Source organism: Microcoleus sp. FACHB-1515, from assembly GCF_014696105.1.
Classification (GTDB): Bacteria; Cyanobacteriota; Cyanobacteriia; order Elainellales; family Elainellaceae; genus JAAUTJ01.
In genome coordinates this window covers 103,607-121,341 of the sequence record NZ_JACJPO010000036.1, presented here as the reverse complement: position 1 = coordinate 121,341, position 17,735 = coordinate 103,607, and the positions used below count along the sequence as shown (strand labels likewise).

Genomic DNA, 17,735 nt, shown 5'->3' with positions numbered 1-17,735 from the left:
AAGACACTCTCGTTCTCAAAGAAGCTTGCTAACCATATTGGAGCAATTTGGTACTTCATCCACCACTACAATGCGAGTTTACAACCCTGAATCATTACTTCTACATCTCTACCCATCTCATTTCTGACGCCATCATTTCCTTGGCATATTATTCAATTCCACTCACCTTATTTTATTTTGTTCGTAAGCGGAAAGATCTGCCTTTTTACGGCATATTTCTATTATTTGCAGCGTTTATTATTTTCTGTGGAACGACTCACATTGTTGCGATTTGGACACTTTGACATCCGACCTACTGGCTCTCCGGCCTGCTCAAAGCGGGAACTGCAATTATTTCGATCTTTACTGCGATCGAGCTAATTCCCCTGGTTCCTCAAGCGCTGGCCTTGCCCAGTCCAACGCAGCTTCAAGAAGCAAACGCCGCACTTCAAAGTGAAATTGACGAACGGTTGCGAATTGAAATAGAACTCAGACAGCTTCAAGACGAATTGGAACATCGCGTTCAAACTCGCACGGCTGAGCTAGTTCAACTCAATCAACAGCTTCAACAAGAAATTGATGAGCGGCAGCGAGCCGAAGCAGAACGCAATCGTGCCGAAGCAGAACGCGAACAACTGCTTAAACGAGAGCAAACCGCTCGTGCCGAAGCCGAAGCCGCGAATCGAATTAAAGACGAATTTTTAGCCGTTCTTTCACATGAACTCAGAACGCCGCTTAGTCCGATCCTCGGCTGGGTGCGGCTGCTGCGAAGCGGAACTTTAGATGCTCAAAAGCAAGCGATCGGACTTGAAACGATCGAGCGCAATGCCAAACTGCAAACGCAATTAATTGAAGATTTGCTTGATATTTCACGAGTTTTGCAAGGCAAATTAACGTTGAACGTCAAGCCTGTTGACTTAGCAACCGTCATTTCTGCCGCAGAAGAAACGATGCTGTTGGCCGCAGAAGCAAAATCAATTCAAATTCAAACTGAGCTAGAGCCATCCAGCAAACTTGTCCTTGGTGATCCCAATCGCTTGCAGCAAGTCGTCTGGAATTTACTTTCCAATGCCGTGAAATTTACGCCAAGAGAAGGACAGGTTCACGTTAAGTTGCAGTACGATGAAACAACCGCTCAAATCATGGTTAAAGATAGCGGCAAGGGCATTAGCTCAGACTTTTTACCCTATGTTTTTGAATATTTTCGGCAGGCCGATAGCTCAATTACTCGTCGATTTGGCGGGCTAGGATTGGGCTTAGCGATCGTCCGGCAAATCGTCGAACTGCACGGCGGCACTGTTGCAGCCGAAAGTGCAGGTGAAGGACAAGGCGCAACCTTTACTGTGCGATTGCCGCTGCCCAAAATTGTGTCTGTTAGAAATGCGATCGATCCACCTGCTTGCGGCCACTCAGATTTGAGCAGCGTGCATGTTTTGGTGGTGGAAGATGAAGCAGATACGCGAGAATTGATCAAAATTATTCTGGAACAATATGGCGCAACGGTTACGGCAGTTGCTTCTGCAAAAGAAGCATTGAACACATTTGTGCAGCGATCGCCTGATATTTTGGTCAGTGATATTGGAATGCCAGATGTTGATGGCTACAGCTTCATCAGTCAATTTCGATCGATGCAGGAACCGCACAAAAAGATAATTCCGGCGATCGCACTAACGGCCTATGTTGGCGAATACAACCAGCGGCAAGCGCTTCAAGCTGGCTTTCAAACTCATCTCGCCAAACCTGTCGATCCCGGAGCGCTGGCAAAGGCAATTTTGAGCTTGGTGAGCCAATCGATTCCTCAAGAAGCCTGAATGTGTTCACCTCAAGGCAAATACTTCTGCACCACGTCCCAGCCCGTCAGCGAAACGCGCACAAAGCCAACCAGCAGCAGCAATCCGGTTAGCCAGTGCAGCGGTCGCGCCCAAGGTCGCAGCGGACTGATGCAGAAAGCGCTCCAAGCTGAAGCAGCGGTTAACAGCGTGGCGTCAATGCCAGCGGCAAGGTGCGGCGAATGGCCTAAGCTGCCGTAGTGCCCGATCGTCCCGACAATGCCGATCGCCAGCAGCAGCAGCACGAGCACGACTAAGCTGCTGCCCAAGCCGATGTGCGTCCAGCGCAGCCAGCTTGGACGCACGACCCAGTTTGCCTGAGACAGCCGATTCGCACCAGACGGCCATTGCAGACGACTGACAGAGAGCCAAACGCCGCTCACGGCCAGCAGCAAATAAGCTAAAATTGCCAAGCCCATCGCCCACGCCGCGATTCGCCACAGCCAGATAAAAGAAGGAAGATCCACGTCACCCCACGATCACGTCACTTCCTTACATTATGCCGTCCGCACAATTGGGTCGTGACGACCAAAGCGCCCAGGAAAAATACTTCGATCGCCCTGCCGTTTGACAGAGCGGTATCAATAAACTTTGACCGAGGCATTGACAGCAACCTTGGTTAGCTTGTCTAATGCTAGACAGATTCGCTAAACGGGCAATGAATCTTGTACGGCTCTTGTAGTTTCCACAGGTTCAACCACTTCCGGCTCGGAATCATTTTCCTCGACGCACAGGCGATCGCACGGAATTCGATCAGACAAGATCGCGCTTGCCATCATGCCGCTGTGAATCTCAAGCTGAGCTTCGGGAACCGCTTCAAAGATCAAGCGCTGACCCGGAAACACGACACGCTCAAAATACCAGTTTGCAATGTTGGTAATGCGAGCAATTTGAATTTTGCTGGTGGCGTTGACATAGCAGCACAAAATGCGATCGGACGAATCAGAAGGAAGGGGATCAAAAATCTGAGCCATAGCGAATGAGGCGCTTTGCACCGAACCTAGGGTAATGACCAAACCGTAACACTGCCTGATCCCTGCTTGCTGTAAACACGACTACCAAGCTTTTTTGCCCAGTCTGCTGCGGCGATCGCGCTGGCTGACTAATTGCGAGCGATCGCCGTCTACATCGTGATTTAGCGCAATTTGGAAAGAATTATTAAGACTGGCAACCGCTGGGATCACTCACCGCCGCCCATAATTTTCGGCACTTTAAAGAATTCACCTTCGCGATCGGGCGCACTGTCGAGAATCTGCTCGCGATCTCCATAGGGCTGATGCTGGTCGGGGCGCGTCACGTTGCTCACATCGATCGCCCGCGTCGTCGGCTCTACATCGCTCGTATCGAGTTCGCTGAGCTGCTCAAAATATTCAAGAATGTCGCTAAGCTGCGTCGTAAATTGCGCTTCTTCGTCTGGCGTCAAGTCAAGCCGAGCGAGATGGGCAACTTTGTGGACTTGGTCGCGATCGATTTTGCTCATCAAATTTTCCTCCATTCCATCTGCATCTTACGCCACAGACAGCTTCCGCTACGGACAACTTCCATTAGGGACAGCCGAGCGATTCCCGCGTGTCTTCGCCCGTCGTGGGATTGCTGCCGCTGGCGGTTTTACAAAGGGCAAGGGCTTGGTCGCGATCGAGCACCGCATCGGTGAAATCGGCTCCTGTCACGATCGCGCCTGCAAAATTCGACTTCAGCAGCATTGCGGAAGTGAGCACGGCGTTGGTGAAGTCAACATTGGCGAAGTCCGTAATGTAGCCGATGCCGTCGCTGAAGTCTGCGCCGCTGAAATTCGCTCCGGTTAGAATCGAACCGTTGAAGACGGCTCCGCGCAAATCGGCCTCACTGAAGTTGGCGTTCTCCAGCTTGGCGTTGCTAAACTCGGCACGAACCAAATCTTGTCCAGCAAAATCTTTGGTAGCAGCGTCGGCATCGTCATAGGCGCGGATTGCCGCCGAACTCGCAGCCCACGCAGGCAGCGGCAGCAACAGACCAACAGGCAACAGCAGGCAAAAAGCCAGCAGCAAAGCAAATAAGCGACCCATATTCGATTAAATTCGATCGACTCAATCAACTTAACATTTTTTAATCATCCAAATGCAGCCCGATCGCCCAGCGCTTCCAGAACAATTTCGCATCGTCAAAATCAGCAAATATCTCAGTAAGCATCTGCGCCATCAGCCCGATCGCTTAGGCTTGACGCTTGCGCCTGGCGGCTGGGTTGAAATCGAGACGCTGCTGGCCGCCTGTGCCGCTGACAACTTTCCGATTTCTCGTGCCGAACTGGAAACTGTCGTTGCGGAAAATGACAAACAGCGCTTTGCGATCGATTCCACCGGAACGCGCATTCGCGCCAATCAAGGCCATAGCGTCGAAGTGGATTTGCAGCTTGAGCCACAAGTGCCGCCGGATCTGCTGTATCACGGAACGGGCGAACAGTCGATCGACTCTATCCTTCAGTCCGGCCTGCACAAAATGCGGCGGCATCACGTCCATTTGTCGCAGGATATTCAAATGGCGATTCGAGTGGGGCGCAGGCATGGGCGTCCGGCTGTGCTGGCGATCGATGCTGCCGCAATGCACACTAAAGGATATGAATTTTACTGCTCTGAAAATCATGTTTGGCTGGTCGATCGAGTGCCGCCAAACTATCTAAAAAGAATTGAGATCGGCAACTACCGCTGATCTAACGATCGATTGCATCCCAAACCGAGCGAATCAGCGCTTCTAAATGTTGTTCGCAAAACTGTTCGGCCTGCGGAAGCGACATGCCGCGCTCGATCGCATAAGTTTCAAAAGCGTTGTAAACGATCGCTCTCGCCATGTCTTGTTCGTCTGCGGAAACTGCCCACCGCAATTCAATACAGCCACGAGTGATTAACTTCATCAGTTGGCTTTCTCGTCGCAAATCGGCCATTAGCTGATCGGCAACGGGGAACTGTTCAGACATTCGATCGCCACAAAAGCTACTCTTCTATTTTAGATTTTTCGATTTGTTGAAGCAGGGCGATCGTCAAGATCAAATCGTTGTTCTGCTCAATACGCGATCGTCGCTGATCACCGCTGCCAACTTTGTTTATGCTGAATTCGATCTAAATTAATTCGCCTGTTTACTGATAGTAAGCAGGTATTCAATGTTGCTGCCTCCGTCACCTTCCCAGCGAAGAATGATGCCGTTGGCATTGAGAATGGGATCGTTGTTGAAAGTCGTCACCACCACAAAATAAGTACCGTCTGCGGGAATCGTAAAATTGGCAAGGCGCGATTGAAACGATCGCTCCTGATCGTCATTTTGAGCAATTAATCGTCCGGCTGCATCAAATAAAAAAAGCTGTGAATCATCGTCCATAAACGGCGTTCCGGGCATGATGCGCGTCACGTTGACATCGATGCTGAGGCGATCGCCTGCGCTAGCCGTGAAACTGTAAACCTGCTGGCCGCTGCTGACTGCGCCGGAGTGCGTCGCCGCTCCGGTGACGAAATCTAAGTTGACAGCAGGCGAGAGCGCAACCAGCGAGAGCGGTTGAGGCGCGATCGCAACGGAATTCTCGATTGTCGTTGTAGATTGAGGCGCAATCGCGACGGCAGGATTGGCCGCATTGCAGTTGGGCAAGTTGGCAAATCTCGCTCCGGTGGCTCGCCAATTTTGCAGTTGCGATCGATAGTTCACAAGGCTTTCGCGGTCTTCGGGCGATAGATCGTCTGAACCAATGAGCTGATTGGTCAGGTCGATCGCCTGCGGCCAATCGTTCAGGCAAATGGCCGCTTGTAGCTGAGTTTGGAGCGTGTCGATCGCAGGAGTTTGAGCCAAAGCGGGCAGCGCAAAACCGTAGGCAAACAAGGCAAACCACAGGTGGAGCTTGGCAGAACGCATATGCAGTAAAAATAGGGGTGAATTATAGTTTTCCCAAAAATGCGGCGAATTCGATCGCAACTCCAACGGACGATCTCCGACATTCGATAGATCCTTCAGCGTTTTGCCGCTCCGTAAGATGGAATCGATCGCGCGAAATGTTATTTTCTTTACAGCCTTTTGCAGGGAAGCTCTTGTGATGTCAGAAGCATACGATGTAGTGATCATTGGTGCGGGTCATAACGGCTTGGTTTGTGCGGCTTATTTGCTGAAAGCAGGCTACCGGGTGCTGCTGCTGGAAAAGCGAGAAATTCCCGGTGGAGCCGCGACAACCGAGGAAACAATGCCGCAGGAAGCTCCGGGATTCAAGTTCAACCGCTGCGCGATCGATCACGAATTTATTCATCTTGGTCCGGTTGTGCAAGAGCTTGAATTGGAAAAATACGGGCTGGAATATTTGTTTTGCGATCAGGTGGTTTTCTGTCCGCATCCGGACGGTAAGTATTTTTATGGACATCGATCGCTCGACAAAACCGTTGCGGAAATTGAGCGATTCAGTCCACGCGATGCTCAGAAATATCGCGAGTTTACCGAATATTGGCAACGAGCGATCGGCGCGATGATTCCGATGTTTAATGCGCCGCCAAAATCGATTATTGATATTGCCGGAAACTACGATATTGCCAAGATTAAAGATTTATTTTCCGTCATTGGTTCACCGTCGAAAACGCTCGATTTTGTCCGCAACATGTTGACCAGTGCGGAAGATATTATGAACGAGTGGTTTGATGAAGAATTTCTCAAAGCGCCACTCGCTCGCCTCGCCTCGGAACTCGGTGCGCCGCCTTCGCAAAAGCAGCTTGGTATCGGCGCGATCATGATGGCAATGCGGCACGATCCGGGCATGGCAAGACCGAAAGGCGGCACGGGCGCTTTGGTGGATGCTCTGGTGAAGTTGGTGCGATCGCTCGGCGGCGTGATTCTCACCGATCAATCGGTCGAGAAAATTTTGGTTGATGACGGAAAAGCAGTTGGCGTTCGAGTGCGCGGCGGCACAGAATATCGAGCGACTGAAGGCGTAATTTCTAACATCGATGCGCGTCGTTTATTTCTGCAAATGCTGGAGGCGGATGAAATTGCTGCTGTGGATGCGGATTTGCGTGAACGACTCGATCGCCGCATTGTCAACAACAATGAAACGATTCTCAAAATCGATTTGGCGTTAAGTGAACCGCTGAAGTTTGTCAATCACGAGCATCGCGACGAGTATTTAATTGGGTCAGTTTTAATTGCCGATTCAGTGCATCAGGTCGAACAGGCGCATCACAAACCTGCGATCGGGGAAATTCCTGATGATGACCCGTCGATGTATCTGGTTGTGCCGACGATGCGCGATCCCTCAATGGCTCCCCCCGGCTGCCACACCGCTTGGATCGAGTTTTTTGCGCCGTACAACATTCGCGGACGGGAAGGAACCGGACTGAACGGAACTGGATGGACGGACGAACTGAAAAATCAAGTGGCCGATCGCGTCATCGACAAAATTGCCGAATATGCGCCGAATGTGAAATCTGCAACGATCGCTCGCGGCGTCGAAAGTCCGGCAGAACTGGGTGAACGGCTGGGAGCCTACAACGGCAATTACTATCACATCGATATGACGCTCGATCAGATGGTGTTTTTCCGGCCTCTGCCAGAACTGGCGAACTACAAAACGCCGATCGAAAATCTTTACCTGACCGGAGCCGGAACGCATCCGGGCGGCTCAATTTCCGGAATGCCGGGACGCAACTGCGCTCGTGTCTTCCTCAGTGCCCATCAACCCCTTAACCGCACGATCGCCAAAGCGGGTCAATCCGTCAAAGATTTGGCAAGATCGGTATTTGGGGCTTCATCAAAGGATCGATCGCACTCATGACCAATCGTGTTTTGATCTTAGGCGGACGCGGACGCATCGGCAGCAGCGTGATGCGCGACTTGCTGGCTCACACGCAGGCACAAATCACGATTACGGGAAAAAGCGAGGCGGCAAAAGCAGGTTTGCCTGAAACCGTTCAGTATCAGCAGCTTGACCTGTCCGATCGAGAAGCAGTGCGATCGACCATCCGCGCCTACGCTGCCGACTCCACCACTGTCAGCCCCAACTTGGTGATTCACTGCGCTGGCCCCTTTCACCATCGCGATACCAGCGTCCTCGATCTATGCATCGAGCAGGGCATCAACTATCTGGATGTCAGCGACAGCGTAGCCTTCACGTGCCGAATGCTCGATCGATCCGAGGCGGCAAAAGCAGCGGGGATCACGGCGATCGTCAACTCCGGCATCTTCCCCGGCATCTCAAACAGCATGGTGCGTCGCGATGTGGAACTGCTGGACAGCGTGGACGAAATTCACCTCAGCTATGTCGTCAGCGGGTCGGGCGGAGCCGGATTAACCGTGATGCGAACCACGTTCCTCGGCCTGATTGCGCCGTTCAAAGCGTGGCTCAACGGTCAGTGGCAAGCCGTCAAGCCGTACAGCGATCGCGAATCGATCGAACTGCCCGCCCCCTACGGTCAGGTTCACGTCTACTGGTTCGAGATGCCCGAAACGCTCACCTTGGCCGACACCTATCAAACACAATCCGTTGTCACCAAGTTCGGCTCTGTCCCGGATTTTTACAACCATCTCACCTGGATCGCTGCCCACATCTTTCCGAAATCCTGGATCAAAAGTCCGATCGGCACGGAATTTCTGGCGAACGTCAGCTTTCGGATGACCGGAGTGACCGATCGCTTCAGCGGCATCGGCGTCGGCATTCGATCGCAGGTCACAGGCCAAAAAGACAACCAGTCCCGTAAAATCGTTTCCACCCTGGTTCACAACAACACAGCGGTTTCAGCCGGAGCGGGAACCGGAAGCATCGCGGAGCTATTGCTGGCTGGAGAACTGCAAAAACCCGGAGTTTACCCGGTTGAGCAGGCGCTTTCGACCGAGCAGTTTTTGCAAACGTTGGACAGTCGCGGAATTGCGATCGATCAGCAAATTTTCGATCGATGAGTGAACCCCAATATCCGATCGATCTGCCCACCGACGATCAGGTGCGAACCTACCTGCTGGAAAATGCGGAAGCGGCTCGAACTTTGGGAATCGAGTCGGATTTTGAAGTGCGATTTCTGGCAAGAGGCGCGGTGAATGCGGCGTATCAATTGAGCGTACCGGGACAGGTCGATCGCGTCCTCCGCATCGCTTTGTGCGCTGCAAATCGATCGAGTGTGAAGCCGCAGGTGGAGTGTGAAGCCGCTGTTCTGCAATTCTTGAGCGGGCAAAACGTCACGGCAGATTTAGCCTGGATCGATTTGCACAGCGGCATGGGCTATCCTTTGCTGGCGATCGGCTATCTGGATGGCGACCCACTGGACTATCGCTCCGCCCATCTCAAAGCCGCTGCCCGCCTGTATGCCCGCCTTCACAATCAGACCGAAGAACCACCCGCGATCGTGCCTCGCGTCCCCGACCCAATGACGCAATATCTCAAGGAAGCGCAGGTTTGGGTGGATCGCTATCGCCACTGGTCAGACGCCAACTCGGTGACGATCGCCGCTTTTGATGCCGCACTCGATCGCATTCGCGCCAGATCGATCGAGTTTGACCAGATGCGCTTGATTCACGGTGACGGCACTTGGAGCAACTGGCGCATTCAGGCAGAAGAAGCGCGAATCATGGATTGGGATTGGTGTCGCGTCACCACGCCTGCCGCCGATCTCGCGCATTTTCTTTCACCAATTACAACGGGACGATTGCGCGGCAGGCTGCTGAGTCGCGAGGAAGAAAATGGCGTGTTGGTAGAATATTGCGCGGAGCGGCGAATTGGGCTGATTGAGTTTGAAAGGTTGTTTCGGGGGATGCGATCGATCGTCGTTTTCCACTCGATTACCTGGACAGCCGCCTATCTTGTTCAGCTTGCTCAAGCTCAGCCAGTCACAGCGGATGACCAGGAACCCGAATTCCTCAAAGTGCTAAAAACCAGCGGATTGGCGCAACAACTCGATCCAGAATTTCTAGACTGGATGAAACACGAAAACATCTGGTGAGGAAAATTCTTGTGCGAACTGATGTAGCCCCGGTGCGGAACGACGCAACCTATCCATTTTTGCCGCCCCGCTTTTCTCAAGGCAAGTGGCACGGCTTCGCACCCGACGGACTGCTGCCGCAGGTGCATCTTTATGACGGCTCGATGTGCAACCGCGCCTGCGCCTTTTGCTGCGTGTCCGGCAGTCCGCAAGGCTGGCATCGCCCATATTGTAAAGAAATGCTGGATTTGGCGCTGTCGATCGTTTCTCCGACTGGAAAGATTAAATTTTATGGCGGCGAACCGACCCTGCATCCCGAAAATGTCCTGAATGCGGTGCAGTATTTGCGATCGCAAGGTTTCCCCGGCACCTTCCGCATCTACTCCAACGGCATTCGCGCCACCGAACTCACGCAGATTCTTACTGCCGTTCCCGAAATGGATGCGGTCTTGAACTACTCAATTTTGCACGGACGCGGAGCGACGCCGATCCCGAAGCGATCGCTGGAAATCCTCCTCGCCTTTGAACCGGGACGAATCTTTTCCGGCCATACCGAAATTGTCGATGTCGGTGCGCCGGAAGCGACCGATCCCAGCTTGACGGCAGAAAGTTTCGATCGCCACTGTCCCCACTGTCATCCGGTCGTTCGCAGCGATGGCTGGGTGCATGGCTGTCCGTTTGCTGTTGAGATCGCCGCACCGCACTTTGAACTCGGCAAGCTGGGCAGCGATCCACAAACAATTCTGCAAAAATACGATGCGCTGGTTCGCTGGCAAATTGAAGTGGTGGAAGCCGAAGCCGATCGACGTGGCATTTTGCCCTGTCAGGTCTGCAACCAGCATCTTGCCGAACTGCCGCTTCCCTAGTACGTGCCCAAATATTCAAACGCTGCACTTTCATCGCTCTGCCAAGCGGGAGGAGAAATCTCGGATTTCTTTACGCCAATGTCTGCTTCATCTTCTTCATCCATTGAATCAAACCGCATATATTCATCTTCACTTAAGAAGTAGCCAGCATATTCTTCGCGATCGAATCCATAAACTTGCGATTCAGCCCAAGCTGCATCAGCACTGCCGTCCGAGAACACGCGCAGTCTTGCCCAATAAAGGTCAGGATAAGGTGAACAGTTGGAAAGCCACCATTCAACTTTCACTACCGTTTTGCCTGCATAAAATGAACGCTTATCCATCTAATTTCGCCTCATACTGATTTGAGAAGTTGACTTTATGAAGCCGCAAAATATCTAGAATGAAGCACTCGATCGCCTTCCAAAACGACACTTGGAAAGCCTACTTACTGCTGTTTCCGACCATCGCAATCGTCGTCGGCTTGTTTGGCGGCGGCTTAATTTTGGCACTGCTGCAAAGTTTAGGGCTGTTTTCCCTGGTGGGATCGCCCTCGCTCAGCTTTGCGGCCTATCAAAATATCTTCAGCGATCGCGCCTTCTACACTTCACTTGGCCTCAGCCTCTACATCGCTCTAACTTCGACGACGATCGCCACAGTTTGCAGTATCGGGCTGGCGTTGCTGCTGCGATCGACCGGACGCTGGCTGAGTTTCGCCTGTCAGATTACCTTGCCGATTCCGCATCTGGTGGGCGTCGCGGGAATTCTGCTGTTGCTGTCGCCTTCGGGCTTGCTGTCGCGGATTTTGTTTGCGATCGGCCTCATCCGCTCTGACCAAGACTTTCCTTTATTGGTAAACGATTCGGCTCAATTCGGCGTCATTCTGCATTTTCTGTGGAAAGAAATTCCGTTTATCACTTTAATTTTGCTGGCAGTTTTGCGCGGCATCGGCAGCGATTACGATGTTCAGGCGCGAGTTTTGGGCGCAAATCGCTGGCAAACCTTTTGGCAGGTCATCCTGCCTTTGATGAAACCGGGAATCGTTTCGGCCAGCTTGATCGTATTTGGCTTCATTTTCGGCTCGTTTGAAGTGCCGTTTCTGCTCGGTTCACCCAATCCGCGATCGCTGCCCATCCTCGTTTACCGTGCCTTTACCGACATCGATCTCAATCAGCGCACCGAAGCGATCGCCCTCGGTCTCGTCTTATCTTTGCTGTCGATGGCGATCGCTGCCTGCTACCTCTGGTTTAACCGCCAATCTGCCCGCACCTAATTTCCGCAAATGCTGCGTCAAACTCTCCTCGCCCTCCTCGTCGTTGTCCTCTTTCTCCCCTTTTTGCCGCTGCTGATCTGGTCGTTCGCGCAGGGCTGGTATTTTCCGCAACTGCTGCCGCAGTGGACGCTGCAAAACTGGGCAGAACTGTTTGCAGCAACGTCAAGAGTCGGTCAAGGGTTTGTGCAGAGCTTCGCGATCGCCACCGTCACCACCGTTCTCTCCCTGCTGATCGGACTGCCTGCCGGACGTGCGATCGGGCTGATGCAGTTTCCAGGCAAAGAAGTTTTGAAGCTGCTGATCTTGATGCCGATCATCGTTTCACCGCTGGCAACCTTGATAGGAATTCAGTGCAATTCTGAAATCTCTGCCTTAGATCGCTCAAGATAAAACATCTCGCAACGCTGAAAGCCGCTCCTGCACAATTCGATAGTAGATCCAGGTTCCACGTCGCTCTTTTTGCAATAAGCCCGCTTCGTACATCACTTTGAGGTGGTGGCTCACAGTGGGCTGCGACAGTCCCAATGGTGCAACTAGCTCACAGGCACACACTTCTTGATTCGGTTGGGCTGCAATTAAGCTCAGCAGTTGCAGTCGTGCAGGCTCACCCAATACCCGAAAAATTGCTGCGAGTTGGGTAGCTTCACTCGGTGTGAGTTTGCCTTCGAGCAAAGGAGGGCAACAGGGGATCACAAACTTAGAAGTCTTCATGCCTTCAATATTGACACATATCGATATAGCCTGCAAAATATTGATGTAGGTAAATATTGATTGAAATGAATGCTTTAGGAGTTAAATAATGACTCGCATCCAGATTGCTTTGAACGTCAGTGGTATCGATGTGGCAGTGGATTTCTACAGCAAACTATTTGATGCTCAGCCCGCAAAACGTCGTCCGGGTTACGCCAACTTTGCGATCGCCCACCCCCCCTTAAAACTGGTACTCATCGAAAATCCTGCGGCGGCAGGTCAGCTTAATCACCTAGGTATTGAGGTGGAGTCGTCCGAGCAAGTTTCAGCCGCGAACGAGCGCATTCAGCAGACAGGGCTGTCTGTTGATCCCGAACATTCTGTGGCTTGCTGCTACGCCGTGCAGGACAAAATTTGGCTTAAAGATCCCGATGGTGCAGATTGGGAAATTTACACGGTTCTGCAAGACTCTGACACTTTTGGCAAGAGTCGAAACAACGCTCAAGCCTGCTGCTCTTAGCTTGAGGCATTCATGATGAAGTGGCAAAAGCGCCAACCAATCACAGGTTATTCGCGAGAACTTGTTGCAGAATTCATCGGTACTTTTGCGCTTGTTTTTGCAGGCACAGGAGCCATCATCGTCAACCATCTTAGCCAGGGTACAATCACTCATTTAGGTATTAGTTTTGTATTTGGTGCGATCGTCACTGCACTGATTTACAGCTTTGGTCATATCAGCGGCGCACATTTTAACCCGGCTGTAACGCTGGCATTTTGGAGTAGTGGATTTTTCCGATCGCATCAAGTATTGCCTTACATTTTGGCTCAAGTCATCGGTGCGGTTGTAGGTTCGTTGCTATTAGTTTCAGTGTTTGGCAATGTCGCAGATTTAGGGGCAACGCTGCCTTTGAATGGCAATTGGCAGCAGTCTTTCATTCTAGAAACTGTTCTCACTTTTATCTTGATGCTCGTAATTTTAGGCTCTGGACTCGATCGCCGTGCCCCAATCGGATTTGCTGGAATTGCGATTGGATTAACGGTCGGCCTGGAAGCTGCCTGCATGGGATCGATTACGGGAGCAAGTATGAATCCGGCAAGGTCTTTTGCTCCGGCTTTAGTGAGTTGGACGTGGCAGAGTCACTGGCTCTACTGGGGTGCACCGATTGTAGGAGCGCAGTTAGCTGTTTGGGTTTATCGATTTCTCTCGAACGAATTTTCGGACTTAAAAGACTGAACCAATTTAGAGCAAAAATGATGAAGCGAGTCATGTTTGTCTGCAAGAAAAACTCCCGCCGTTCTCAAATGGCAGAAGGATTTGCGAACGTTTTGGGCAAAGACAAAATCCTAGTGAGCAGTTCAGGATTAGAAGCGAGTCAGATTGATCCGCTGGTTGTTGAAGTGATGTCAGAAGTTGGAATTGATGTTAGAAATCAAGCCTCAAAATCATTGAAGAATTTTGAGCCTGAAGATTACGATATCGTCATTTCTCTTTGCGGTTGCGGCGTGAATCTTCCACAAAATTGGGTACTGAGAGAAATTTTTCAAGATTGGCAACTCGATGATCCCGAAGGACAACCGATCGATACATTTCGACGAGTGCGAGATGAAGTGAAAGATCGCGTCACGAAGCTGCTGAAATCTTTAGAGTAGAAGGCAGGCAATTGAGCCACCTTCGCAACGATCGAGAAAGCTACTGCCTTTAAGCGAATTTGCCGATCGCACCGTGCCGATCGTGAATGCCAAATACACCACTCAGCTTGAACAGATCTGGCAAGCGCAAATTGCAGGTGGATAGTTGATCTTCAGTCCAAGCTTTTGTAAAAGCCTTGTGAAGGAAATGACGAAGCGTGACGTGAGGCGATCGCTTGAGCTAAAAAGAGGATGTTTCGTCTACCTTAGCTCCCTTCATTCATGCACGAATTGCTCAACCAAACGCTTCGAGCTTTTTCCACAGCCTACAGCGGTTGGATTGCTTGGAACTTGTTTCTTGCCTTCATTCCACTCGCGTTGAGCTATTGGCTGTTTCGCCGCCCCTCAACCGTGCGCGATCTGCTGTGGTGGACGGGCTTTGTCGTCTTTATTGCCTTTTTGCCCAACGCCCCCTACTTGCTCACTGACATTATTCACCTGATTCGCGGAACTCGTGCTGGCTACTCTCCCTGGGTGATTGCGCTGGTCTTCATGCCGCTGCATCTTTCGGCGATCGTGCTGGGCTTTGAAGCTTACGTCGTTTCACTGATCAACCAAAGCTCCTACCTCAAGCGAGTTGGCGCGAAGACGTGGATCTTATGGTCAGAACTGGGAACGCACGCGATTTGCGCGATCGGCGTATTTATCGGACGCTTTCGCCGCTTTAACAGTTGGGATCTCGTCACCGCTCCGGGCAATGTGATAGCAACCACGATCGACGACCTCACCGATCGACAACCCGCCTTTGTTATGTTTGTGACATTCGTGATTTTGACAGTACTTTACTGGATCTTTAAGCAGATCACGCTCGGCCTCAAGCTGCGCGTTCAATATGCCCGTCAAGGGCTAGACGTGCTGGAATAGCTCGCGCTCTTTTCATCCGCACGGCATGATTTACAAGCAAGCTTGTTTACAAATTCGCTTCGGCTTTGCGACGCGCATAGGCACTGTTGCGACGATATTGCGCGGCACGGTCTTGGGCAGCTTTGTGGCGGTTGTCTGAATCGGGCACAACTGCCATTAAATCGGCGGCCTGCTGCCACAAATTGGCAATCTCAAACCAATCGGTTGACGATCGCGCCCGTTTCCCTGCAAAATTTGCTTCCGCCGCCAGTTCCATCGCCTTAACGTAAGGGTCGCCCTGAAACGACACCGCCAGCACTTGACTCGAAGGCGTATCAGAAATGTAGCGATCGTACATCGTCCAGCTTAACCACAGCAGCGAAGCCGTTAAGCCGATGCCACTTAGCAGCAGTAGAGAAAAGCGCATCCAAAGTGTCGGGAACGAAGAGAATGACGGACACCCCATTATTTTACGTCCATCTAGGGAAAAAGAATTGAGTGTTGGGAATTGGCAAGGGAATGAATGGGAACTGGATTTCTCTGAGAATGGCTGTACTTGCAGAACTCAAATTTGGAAATCGATACCGTTCCGGGAGCGCTTCGCGATCGCGCTGTCGCTCAAACACGAGTTTGCAGCCGACAGCCGACACCCAATCCCCAGAACGATTTCACAAACTTCATCTTTGTTTAGGATGAAGAAAGAGTTGCAGCACAATTGGGCATGAGCAGTTTGAATCTTTTGCATCCGCAGCGGTCTTACAAAATTGCGGTTCTTGGCGATATTCACGACGCTTGGGATGAAGAGGATCACGTTGCCCTCAAGCAGCTTGGCATAGATCTCGCTTTGTTTGTCGGGGATTTTGGCAACGAATCGGTGGAAGTGGTGCGATCGATCGCCAGCCTCTCGATTCCGAAAGCCGCGATTTTTGGTAATCACGATGCTTGGTACACTGCAACGGATTGGGGACGCAGCAAATGTCCTTACGATCGCAGCAAAGAAGACTGGGTGCAGCAGCAAATTGATTTGCTTGGCCTCGCGCATGTCGGTTATGGAAAGCTGGATTTGCCGCAGTTTAAGCTCAGCGTGGTCGGGGCGAGGCCGTTTAGCTGGGGTGGTTCCACCTGGAAAAATGAGCGCTTTTATCAAGAGCGATTTGGCGTTCACAGCTTTGAGGAATCGATCGATCGGATCATGAACGCCGTGCGAAAAACCGCTCACGACACCTTGATTTTCATTGGGCACTGTGGCCCGACCGGACTGGGCGATCGTCCCGAAGATCCGTGCGGACGCGACTGGAAACCGATCGGCGGCGATTATGGCGATCCGGATTTTGCGGCTGCGATCGAACAGTCGCGCAGCTTGGGCAAAACGATTCCGCTGGTCACGTTCGGCCACATGCATCACAGCCTGCGCCACACCAAAACGGAACTCCGCAAAATGCTTGATGTGCAGCAGGAAACCGTCTACCTGAATGCCGCCAGCGTACCGCGCATCCAAACCACGCCCGCAGGCGATCGCATCCGCAATTTCTCGATCGTGACGCTCACGGATGGCGTGGTGACAGAGGCAGCATTGGTCTGGGTCGATCAAACGTTTACCGTGCGATCGCAGCAGGTGCTTTATCAGCAGTCCACTCCGGTCGCATCGATCGGGTCGTAATCTATTCGCAACTGTCGCGATTGATTCGACCATCCGGCATTTTTGTATCGCACCAAATCACATTGACGAGGCGAGCATCGTCTAGACTGGCGCGGCGGAGGTTCGCCTGTGTTAAGTTCGCCCCTTGCAATCGGGCATCGTCCAGTTCAGCCGCTTGCAAATTGGCTCGCGTCAAGTTCGATCGCTGCAAATTGCTTCGGCGTAAATCGGCTTCTTTTAAGATTGTGGCGCGTAGGTCGGCTGCTTGAAAATTCGCTTCTTCCATTGATGCGCCTTCGAGAAAAGCACCCCGCAAAAATGCCCCTCTCAAAACTGCTTGATCGAGGGTCGATCGCGTCATTCGCGCTTGCTCCAGTTCCGCCTTTTCTAATTTTGCCTGCGTTAGATTTGCGCCTTCCAGCGATGCACCTTCCAGATCTGCACCATTCAAAATTGCACGGCTGAGATTTGCCCCGCGCAGATTTGCTCCGCGCAAACTCGCCCCGGTCAAATCAGCCCCTTCTAGATTGGCAGCCTGCAAATTCGATCGCATCAAATTCGCTTCTTGTAGCTTCGCATTTTGCAAATTGGCTTCTCTGAATGTGGCCGTTTGCAGCAGGGCAGACTGTAAATTTGCGGCCTGTAAATCGGCCTGCACCAGTTGCGCCGTTTGCAGATTCACGCCTGCAAGCTGCAAGTTGGCAAGCTTGGCGCGATCGAGTTTTGCCCCGCTGAAATCTGCATTTTCCATTGACGTTGCGGCAGTTGAATTCAGCAATTTTGCATCTGCTAAAAACTTCAACACCAGCCCACGTCGATCGCCATTCAACTGAGGTAAAGCAGTGAGCGTCAGCGATCGAGCGACGGTATTGGCAGCAGGCGAATTCGACTGCAATACCAGCGATGAAACCTGATTGAAATAGTCAGATAAAACCTGCTGCTGCACCGGATGATTTGCAGCGGCAGGCCAGCGCGTCGCGATCGCAAATGCGGCAACTACAGCCACAACGGGAATCAACAGCCAAGCTAATAAACGCTTCATG

23 protein-coding genes and 1 pseudogene are annotated in these 17,735 nt (G+C 51.9%); 14 read left to right on the top strand and 10 right to left on the bottom strand.

Annotation, left to right across the window (positions count from 1 at the left end):
• Both H6F67_RS12200 and H6F67_RS12195 read left to right on the top strand, forming a co-directional pair.
• Positions 1–90: pseudogene (locus H6F67_RS12200) on the top strand (IS1 family transposase); the annotation flags it as partial.
• Positions 91–386: 296 nt separating this feature from the next.
• Positions 387–1,790 (top strand): ATP-binding protein, encoded by a 1,404-nt coding sequence (locus H6F67_RS12195; RefSeq protein WP_313926816.1) that lies wholly within the window; start codon positions 387–389, stop codon positions 1,788–1,790.
• An 11-nt stretch (positions 1,791–1,801) separates the two neighbouring features.
• Here the strand turns inward: H6F67_RS12195 and H6F67_RS12190 are convergent, their stop codons facing one another.
• The 4 genes from H6F67_RS12190 to H6F67_RS12175 form a co-directional block, all read right to left on the bottom strand.
• A complete protein-coding gene (locus H6F67_RS12190) occupies positions 1,802–2,275 on the bottom strand; it encodes a DUF4079 domain-containing protein (protein ID WP_190766715.1) in 474 nt (157 codons plus the stop codon).
• Between the two features lie 180 nt (positions 2,276–2,455).
• Complete coding sequence (locus H6F67_RS12185; protein ID WP_190766713.1) at positions 2,456–2,782, bottom strand: DUF1830 domain-containing protein; 327 nt, start codon at positions 2,780–2,782, stop codon at positions 2,456–2,458.
• A 206-nt stretch (positions 2,783–2,988) separates the two neighbouring features.
• Positions 2,989–3,288, bottom strand: a complete 300-nt coding sequence (gatC, locus tag H6F67_RS12180; RefSeq protein ID WP_190766711.1) for an Asp-tRNA(Asn)/Glu-tRNA(Gln) amidotransferase subunit GatC — start codon at positions 3,286–3,288, stop codon at positions 2,989–2,991.
• Between the two features lie 64 nt (positions 3,289–3,352).
• The gene (locus H6F67_RS12175; protein ID WP_190766709.1) at positions 3,353–3,853 is read right to left on the bottom strand and encodes a pentapeptide repeat-containing protein; all 501 of its coding nucleotides are present in this window, start codon (positions 3,851–3,853) and stop codon (positions 3,353–3,355) included.
• Positions 3,854–3,905: 52 nt separating this feature from the next.
• Between H6F67_RS12175 and H6F67_RS12170 the strand changes: the two genes are divergently transcribed.
• Complete coding sequence (locus tag H6F67_RS12170; protein WP_190766707.1) at positions 3,906–4,493, top strand: RNA 2'-phosphotransferase; 588 nt, start codon at positions 3,906–3,908, stop codon at positions 4,491–4,493.
• Between the two features lies 1 nt (position 4,494).
• On the opposite strand, the gene H6F67_RS12165 is transcribed toward H6F67_RS12170, so the two are convergent.
• Together H6F67_RS12165 and H6F67_RS12160 are read right to left on the bottom strand one after the other, a co-directional pair.
• Complete coding sequence (locus tag H6F67_RS12165) at positions 4,495–4,758, bottom strand: hypothetical protein (protein WP_190766706.1); 264 nt, start codon at positions 4,756–4,758, stop codon at positions 4,495–4,497.
• Positions 4,759–4,905: 147 nt separating this feature from the next.
• Complete coding sequence (locus tag H6F67_RS12160; RefSeq protein ID WP_190766705.1) at positions 4,906–5,682, bottom strand: PPC domain-containing protein; 777 nt, start codon at positions 5,680–5,682, stop codon at positions 4,906–4,908.
• 178 nt (positions 5,683–5,860) lie between these two features.
• On the opposite strand from H6F67_RS12160, the gene crtO reads away from it, so the two are divergent.
• The 4 genes from crtO to H6F67_RS12140 are packed head-to-tail and all read left to right on the top strand — an operon-like array spanning position 5,861 to position 10,579.
• Positions 5,861–7,579, top strand: coding sequence for a beta-carotene ketolase CrtO (gene crtO, locus H6F67_RS12155; RefSeq protein WP_190766704.1), 1,719 nt, complete (start codon positions 5,861–5,863; stop codon positions 7,577–7,579).
• The gene (locus tag H6F67_RS12150) at positions 7,576–8,700 is read left to right on the top strand and encodes a saccharopine dehydrogenase family protein (protein WP_190766703.1); all 1,125 of its coding nucleotides are present in this window, start codon (positions 7,576–7,578) and stop codon (positions 8,698–8,700) included. The genes crtO and H6F67_RS12150 overlap by 4 nt, the downstream gene beginning before the upstream one ends.
• Positions 8,697–9,734, top strand: coding sequence for an aminoglycoside phosphotransferase family protein (locus tag H6F67_RS12145; protein ID WP_190766702.1), 1,038 nt, complete (start codon positions 8,697–8,699; stop codon positions 9,732–9,734). Before H6F67_RS12150 ends, H6F67_RS12145 begins: the two co-directional genes overlap by 4 nt.
• A gap of 11 nt (positions 9,735–9,745) precedes the next feature.
• Complete coding sequence (locus H6F67_RS12140; protein WP_190766701.1) at positions 9,746–10,579, top strand: radical SAM protein; 834 nt, start codon at positions 9,746–9,748, stop codon at positions 10,577–10,579.
• Here H6F67_RS12140 and H6F67_RS12135 read toward each other — a convergent pair.
• Entirely contained in the window at positions 10,576–10,902 is a 327-nt protein-coding gene (locus tag H6F67_RS12135) for a hypothetical protein (RefSeq protein WP_190766700.1), read from the bottom strand. The genes H6F67_RS12140 and H6F67_RS12135 overlap by 4 nt on opposite strands.
• 59 nt (positions 10,903–10,961) lie before the next feature.
• Between H6F67_RS12135 and H6F67_RS12130 the strand changes: the two genes are divergently transcribed.
• On the top strand, positions 10,962–11,831 hold the full coding sequence (locus H6F67_RS12130; protein ID WP_190766698.1) for an ABC transporter permease: 870 nt from the start codon (positions 10,962–10,964) through the stop codon (positions 11,829–11,831).
• A 9-nt stretch (positions 11,832–11,840) separates the two neighbouring features.
• A complete protein-coding gene (locus H6F67_RS12125) occupies positions 11,841–12,221 on the top strand; it encodes an ABC transporter permease (protein WP_190766696.1) in 381 nt (126 codons plus the stop codon).
• Here the strand turns inward: H6F67_RS12125 and H6F67_RS12120 are convergent.
• Positions 12,213–12,542: a helix-turn-helix transcriptional regulator gene (locus tag H6F67_RS12120; RefSeq protein WP_190766694.1), complete on the bottom strand. Its 330-nt coding sequence runs from the start codon at positions 12,540–12,542 to the stop codon at positions 12,213–12,215. The genes H6F67_RS12125 and H6F67_RS12120 overlap by 9 nt on opposite strands.
• Positions 12,543–12,630: 88 nt before the next feature.
• Here H6F67_RS12120 and H6F67_RS12115 point away from each other — a divergent pair, with 88 nt between their 5' ends.
• The 4 genes from H6F67_RS12115 to H6F67_RS12100 all read left to right on the top strand — a co-directional run bounded on the left by H6F67_RS12115 (position 12,631) and on the right by H6F67_RS12100 (position 15,074).
• Positions 12,631–13,041, top strand: coding sequence for an ArsI/CadI family heavy metal resistance metalloenzyme (locus H6F67_RS12115; RefSeq protein WP_190766692.1), 411 nt, complete (start codon positions 12,631–12,633; stop codon positions 13,039–13,041).
• A gap of 12 nt (positions 13,042–13,053) precedes the next feature.
• A complete protein-coding gene (locus H6F67_RS12110) occupies positions 13,054–13,755 on the top strand; it encodes an MIP/aquaporin family protein (RefSeq protein WP_190766690.1) in 702 nt (233 codons plus the stop codon).
• Between the two features lie 20 nt (positions 13,756–13,775).
• Positions 13,776–14,171 carry an arsenate reductase, glutathione/glutaredoxin type gene (gene arsC / locus H6F67_RS12105; RefSeq protein ID WP_190766735.1) on the top strand — a complete coding sequence of 132 codons (396 nt, stop codon included), beginning with the start codon at positions 13,776–13,778 and terminating at the stop codon, positions 14,169–14,171.
• A gap of 261 nt (positions 14,172–14,432) precedes the next feature.
• Positions 14,433–15,074 (top strand): DUF1361 domain-containing protein, encoded by a 642-nt coding sequence (locus tag H6F67_RS12100; protein WP_190766688.1) that lies wholly within the window; start codon positions 14,433–14,435, stop codon positions 15,072–15,074.
• Between the two features lie 46 nt (positions 15,075–15,120).
• On the opposite strand, the gene H6F67_RS12095 is transcribed toward H6F67_RS12100, so the two are convergent.
• Positions 15,121–15,480 (bottom strand): hypothetical protein, encoded by a 360-nt coding sequence (locus tag H6F67_RS12095; protein ID WP_190766686.1) that lies wholly within the window; start codon positions 15,478–15,480, stop codon positions 15,121–15,123.
• Between the two features lie 294 nt (positions 15,481–15,774).
• Here H6F67_RS12095 and H6F67_RS12090 point away from each other — a divergent pair, with 294 nt between their 5' ends.
• Positions 15,775–16,713: a TIGR04168 family protein gene (locus tag H6F67_RS12090; protein WP_190766684.1), complete on the top strand. Its 939-nt coding sequence runs from the start codon at positions 15,775–15,777 to the stop codon at positions 16,711–16,713.
• A gap of 1 nt (position 16,714) precedes the next feature.
• Here H6F67_RS12090 and H6F67_RS12085 read toward each other — a convergent pair whose 3' ends face one another.
• A complete protein-coding gene (locus tag H6F67_RS12085) occupies positions 16,715–17,734 on the bottom strand; it encodes a pentapeptide repeat-containing protein (RefSeq protein WP_190766682.1) in 1,020 nt (339 codons plus the stop codon).
• Between the last annotated feature and the right edge of the window lies 1 nt (position 17,735).

Bases quoted from the DNA above. Each gene is read 5' to 3' on its own strand.
- H6F67_RS12185 (WP_190766713.1), bottom strand. From the start codon at position 2,782: ATGGCTCAGATTTTTGATCCCCTTCCTTCTGATTCGTCCGATCGCATT.
- gatC (WP_190766711.1), bottom strand. From the start codon at position 3,288: ATGAGCAAAATCGATCGCGACCAAGTCCACAAAGTTGCCCATCTCGCT.
- H6F67_RS12125 (WP_190766696.1), top strand. From the start codon at position 11,841: ATGCTGCGTCAAACTCTCCTCGCCCTCCTCGTCGTTGTCCTCTTTCTC.
- H6F67_RS12175 (WP_190766709.1), bottom strand. From the start codon at position 3,853: ATGGGTCGCTTATTTGCTTTGCTGCTGGCTTTTTGCCTGCTGTTGCCT.
- H6F67_RS12090 (WP_190766684.1), top strand. From the start codon at position 15,775: ATGAGCAGTTTGAATCTTTTGCATCCGCAGCGGTCTTACAAAATTGCG.
- H6F67_RS12100 (WP_190766688.1), top strand. From the start codon at position 14,433: ATGCACGAATTGCTCAACCAAACGCTTCGAGCTTTTTCCACAGCCTAC.
- H6F67_RS12120 (WP_190766694.1), bottom strand. From the start codon at position 12,542: ATGAAGACTTCTAAGTTTGTGATCCCCTGTTGCCCTCCTTTGCTCGAA.
- arsC (WP_190766735.1), top strand. From the start codon at position 13,776: ATGAAGCGAGTCATGTTTGTCTGCAAGAAAAACTCCCGCCGTTCTCAA.
- H6F67_RS12095 (WP_190766686.1), bottom strand. From the start codon at position 15,480: ATGCGCTTTTCTCTACTGCTGCTAAGTGGCATCGGCTTAACGGCTTCG.
- H6F67_RS12150 (WP_190766703.1), top strand. From the start codon at position 7,576: ATGACCAATCGTGTTTTGATCTTAGGCGGACGCGGACGCATCGGCAGC.
- H6F67_RS12115 (WP_190766692.1), top strand. From the start codon at position 12,631: ATGACTCGCATCCAGATTGCTTTGAACGTCAGTGGTATCGATGTGGCA.
- H6F67_RS12110 (WP_190766690.1), top strand. From the start codon at position 13,054: ATGATGAAGTGGCAAAAGCGCCAACCAATCACAGGTTATTCGCGAGAA.
- H6F67_RS12135 (WP_190766700.1), bottom strand. From the start codon at position 10,902: ATGGATAAGCGTTCATTTTATGCAGGCAAAACGGTAGTGAAAGTTGAA.
- H6F67_RS12085 (WP_190766682.1), bottom strand. From the start codon at position 17,734: ATGAAGCGTTTATTAGCTTGGCTGTTGATTCCCGTTGTGGCTGTAGTT.
- H6F67_RS12170 (WP_190766707.1), top strand. From the start codon at position 3,906: ATGCAGCCCGATCGCCCAGCGCTTCCAGAACAATTTCGCATCGTCAAA.
- H6F67_RS12165 (WP_190766706.1), bottom strand. From the start codon at position 4,758: ATGTCTGAACAGTTCCCCGTTGCCGATCAGCTAATGGCCGATTTGCGA.
- H6F67_RS12145 (WP_190766702.1), top strand. From the start codon at position 8,697: ATGAGTGAACCCCAATATCCGATCGATCTGCCCACCGACGATCAGGTG.
- H6F67_RS12130 (WP_190766698.1), top strand. From the start codon at position 10,962: ATGAAGCACTCGATCGCCTTCCAAAACGACACTTGGAAAGCCTACTTA.
- crtO (WP_190766704.1), top strand. From the start codon at position 5,861: ATGTCAGAAGCATACGATGTAGTGATCATTGGTGCGGGTCATAACGGC.
- H6F67_RS12160 (WP_190766705.1), bottom strand. From the start codon at position 5,682: ATGCGTTCTGCCAAGCTCCACCTGTGGTTTGCCTTGTTTGCCTACGGT.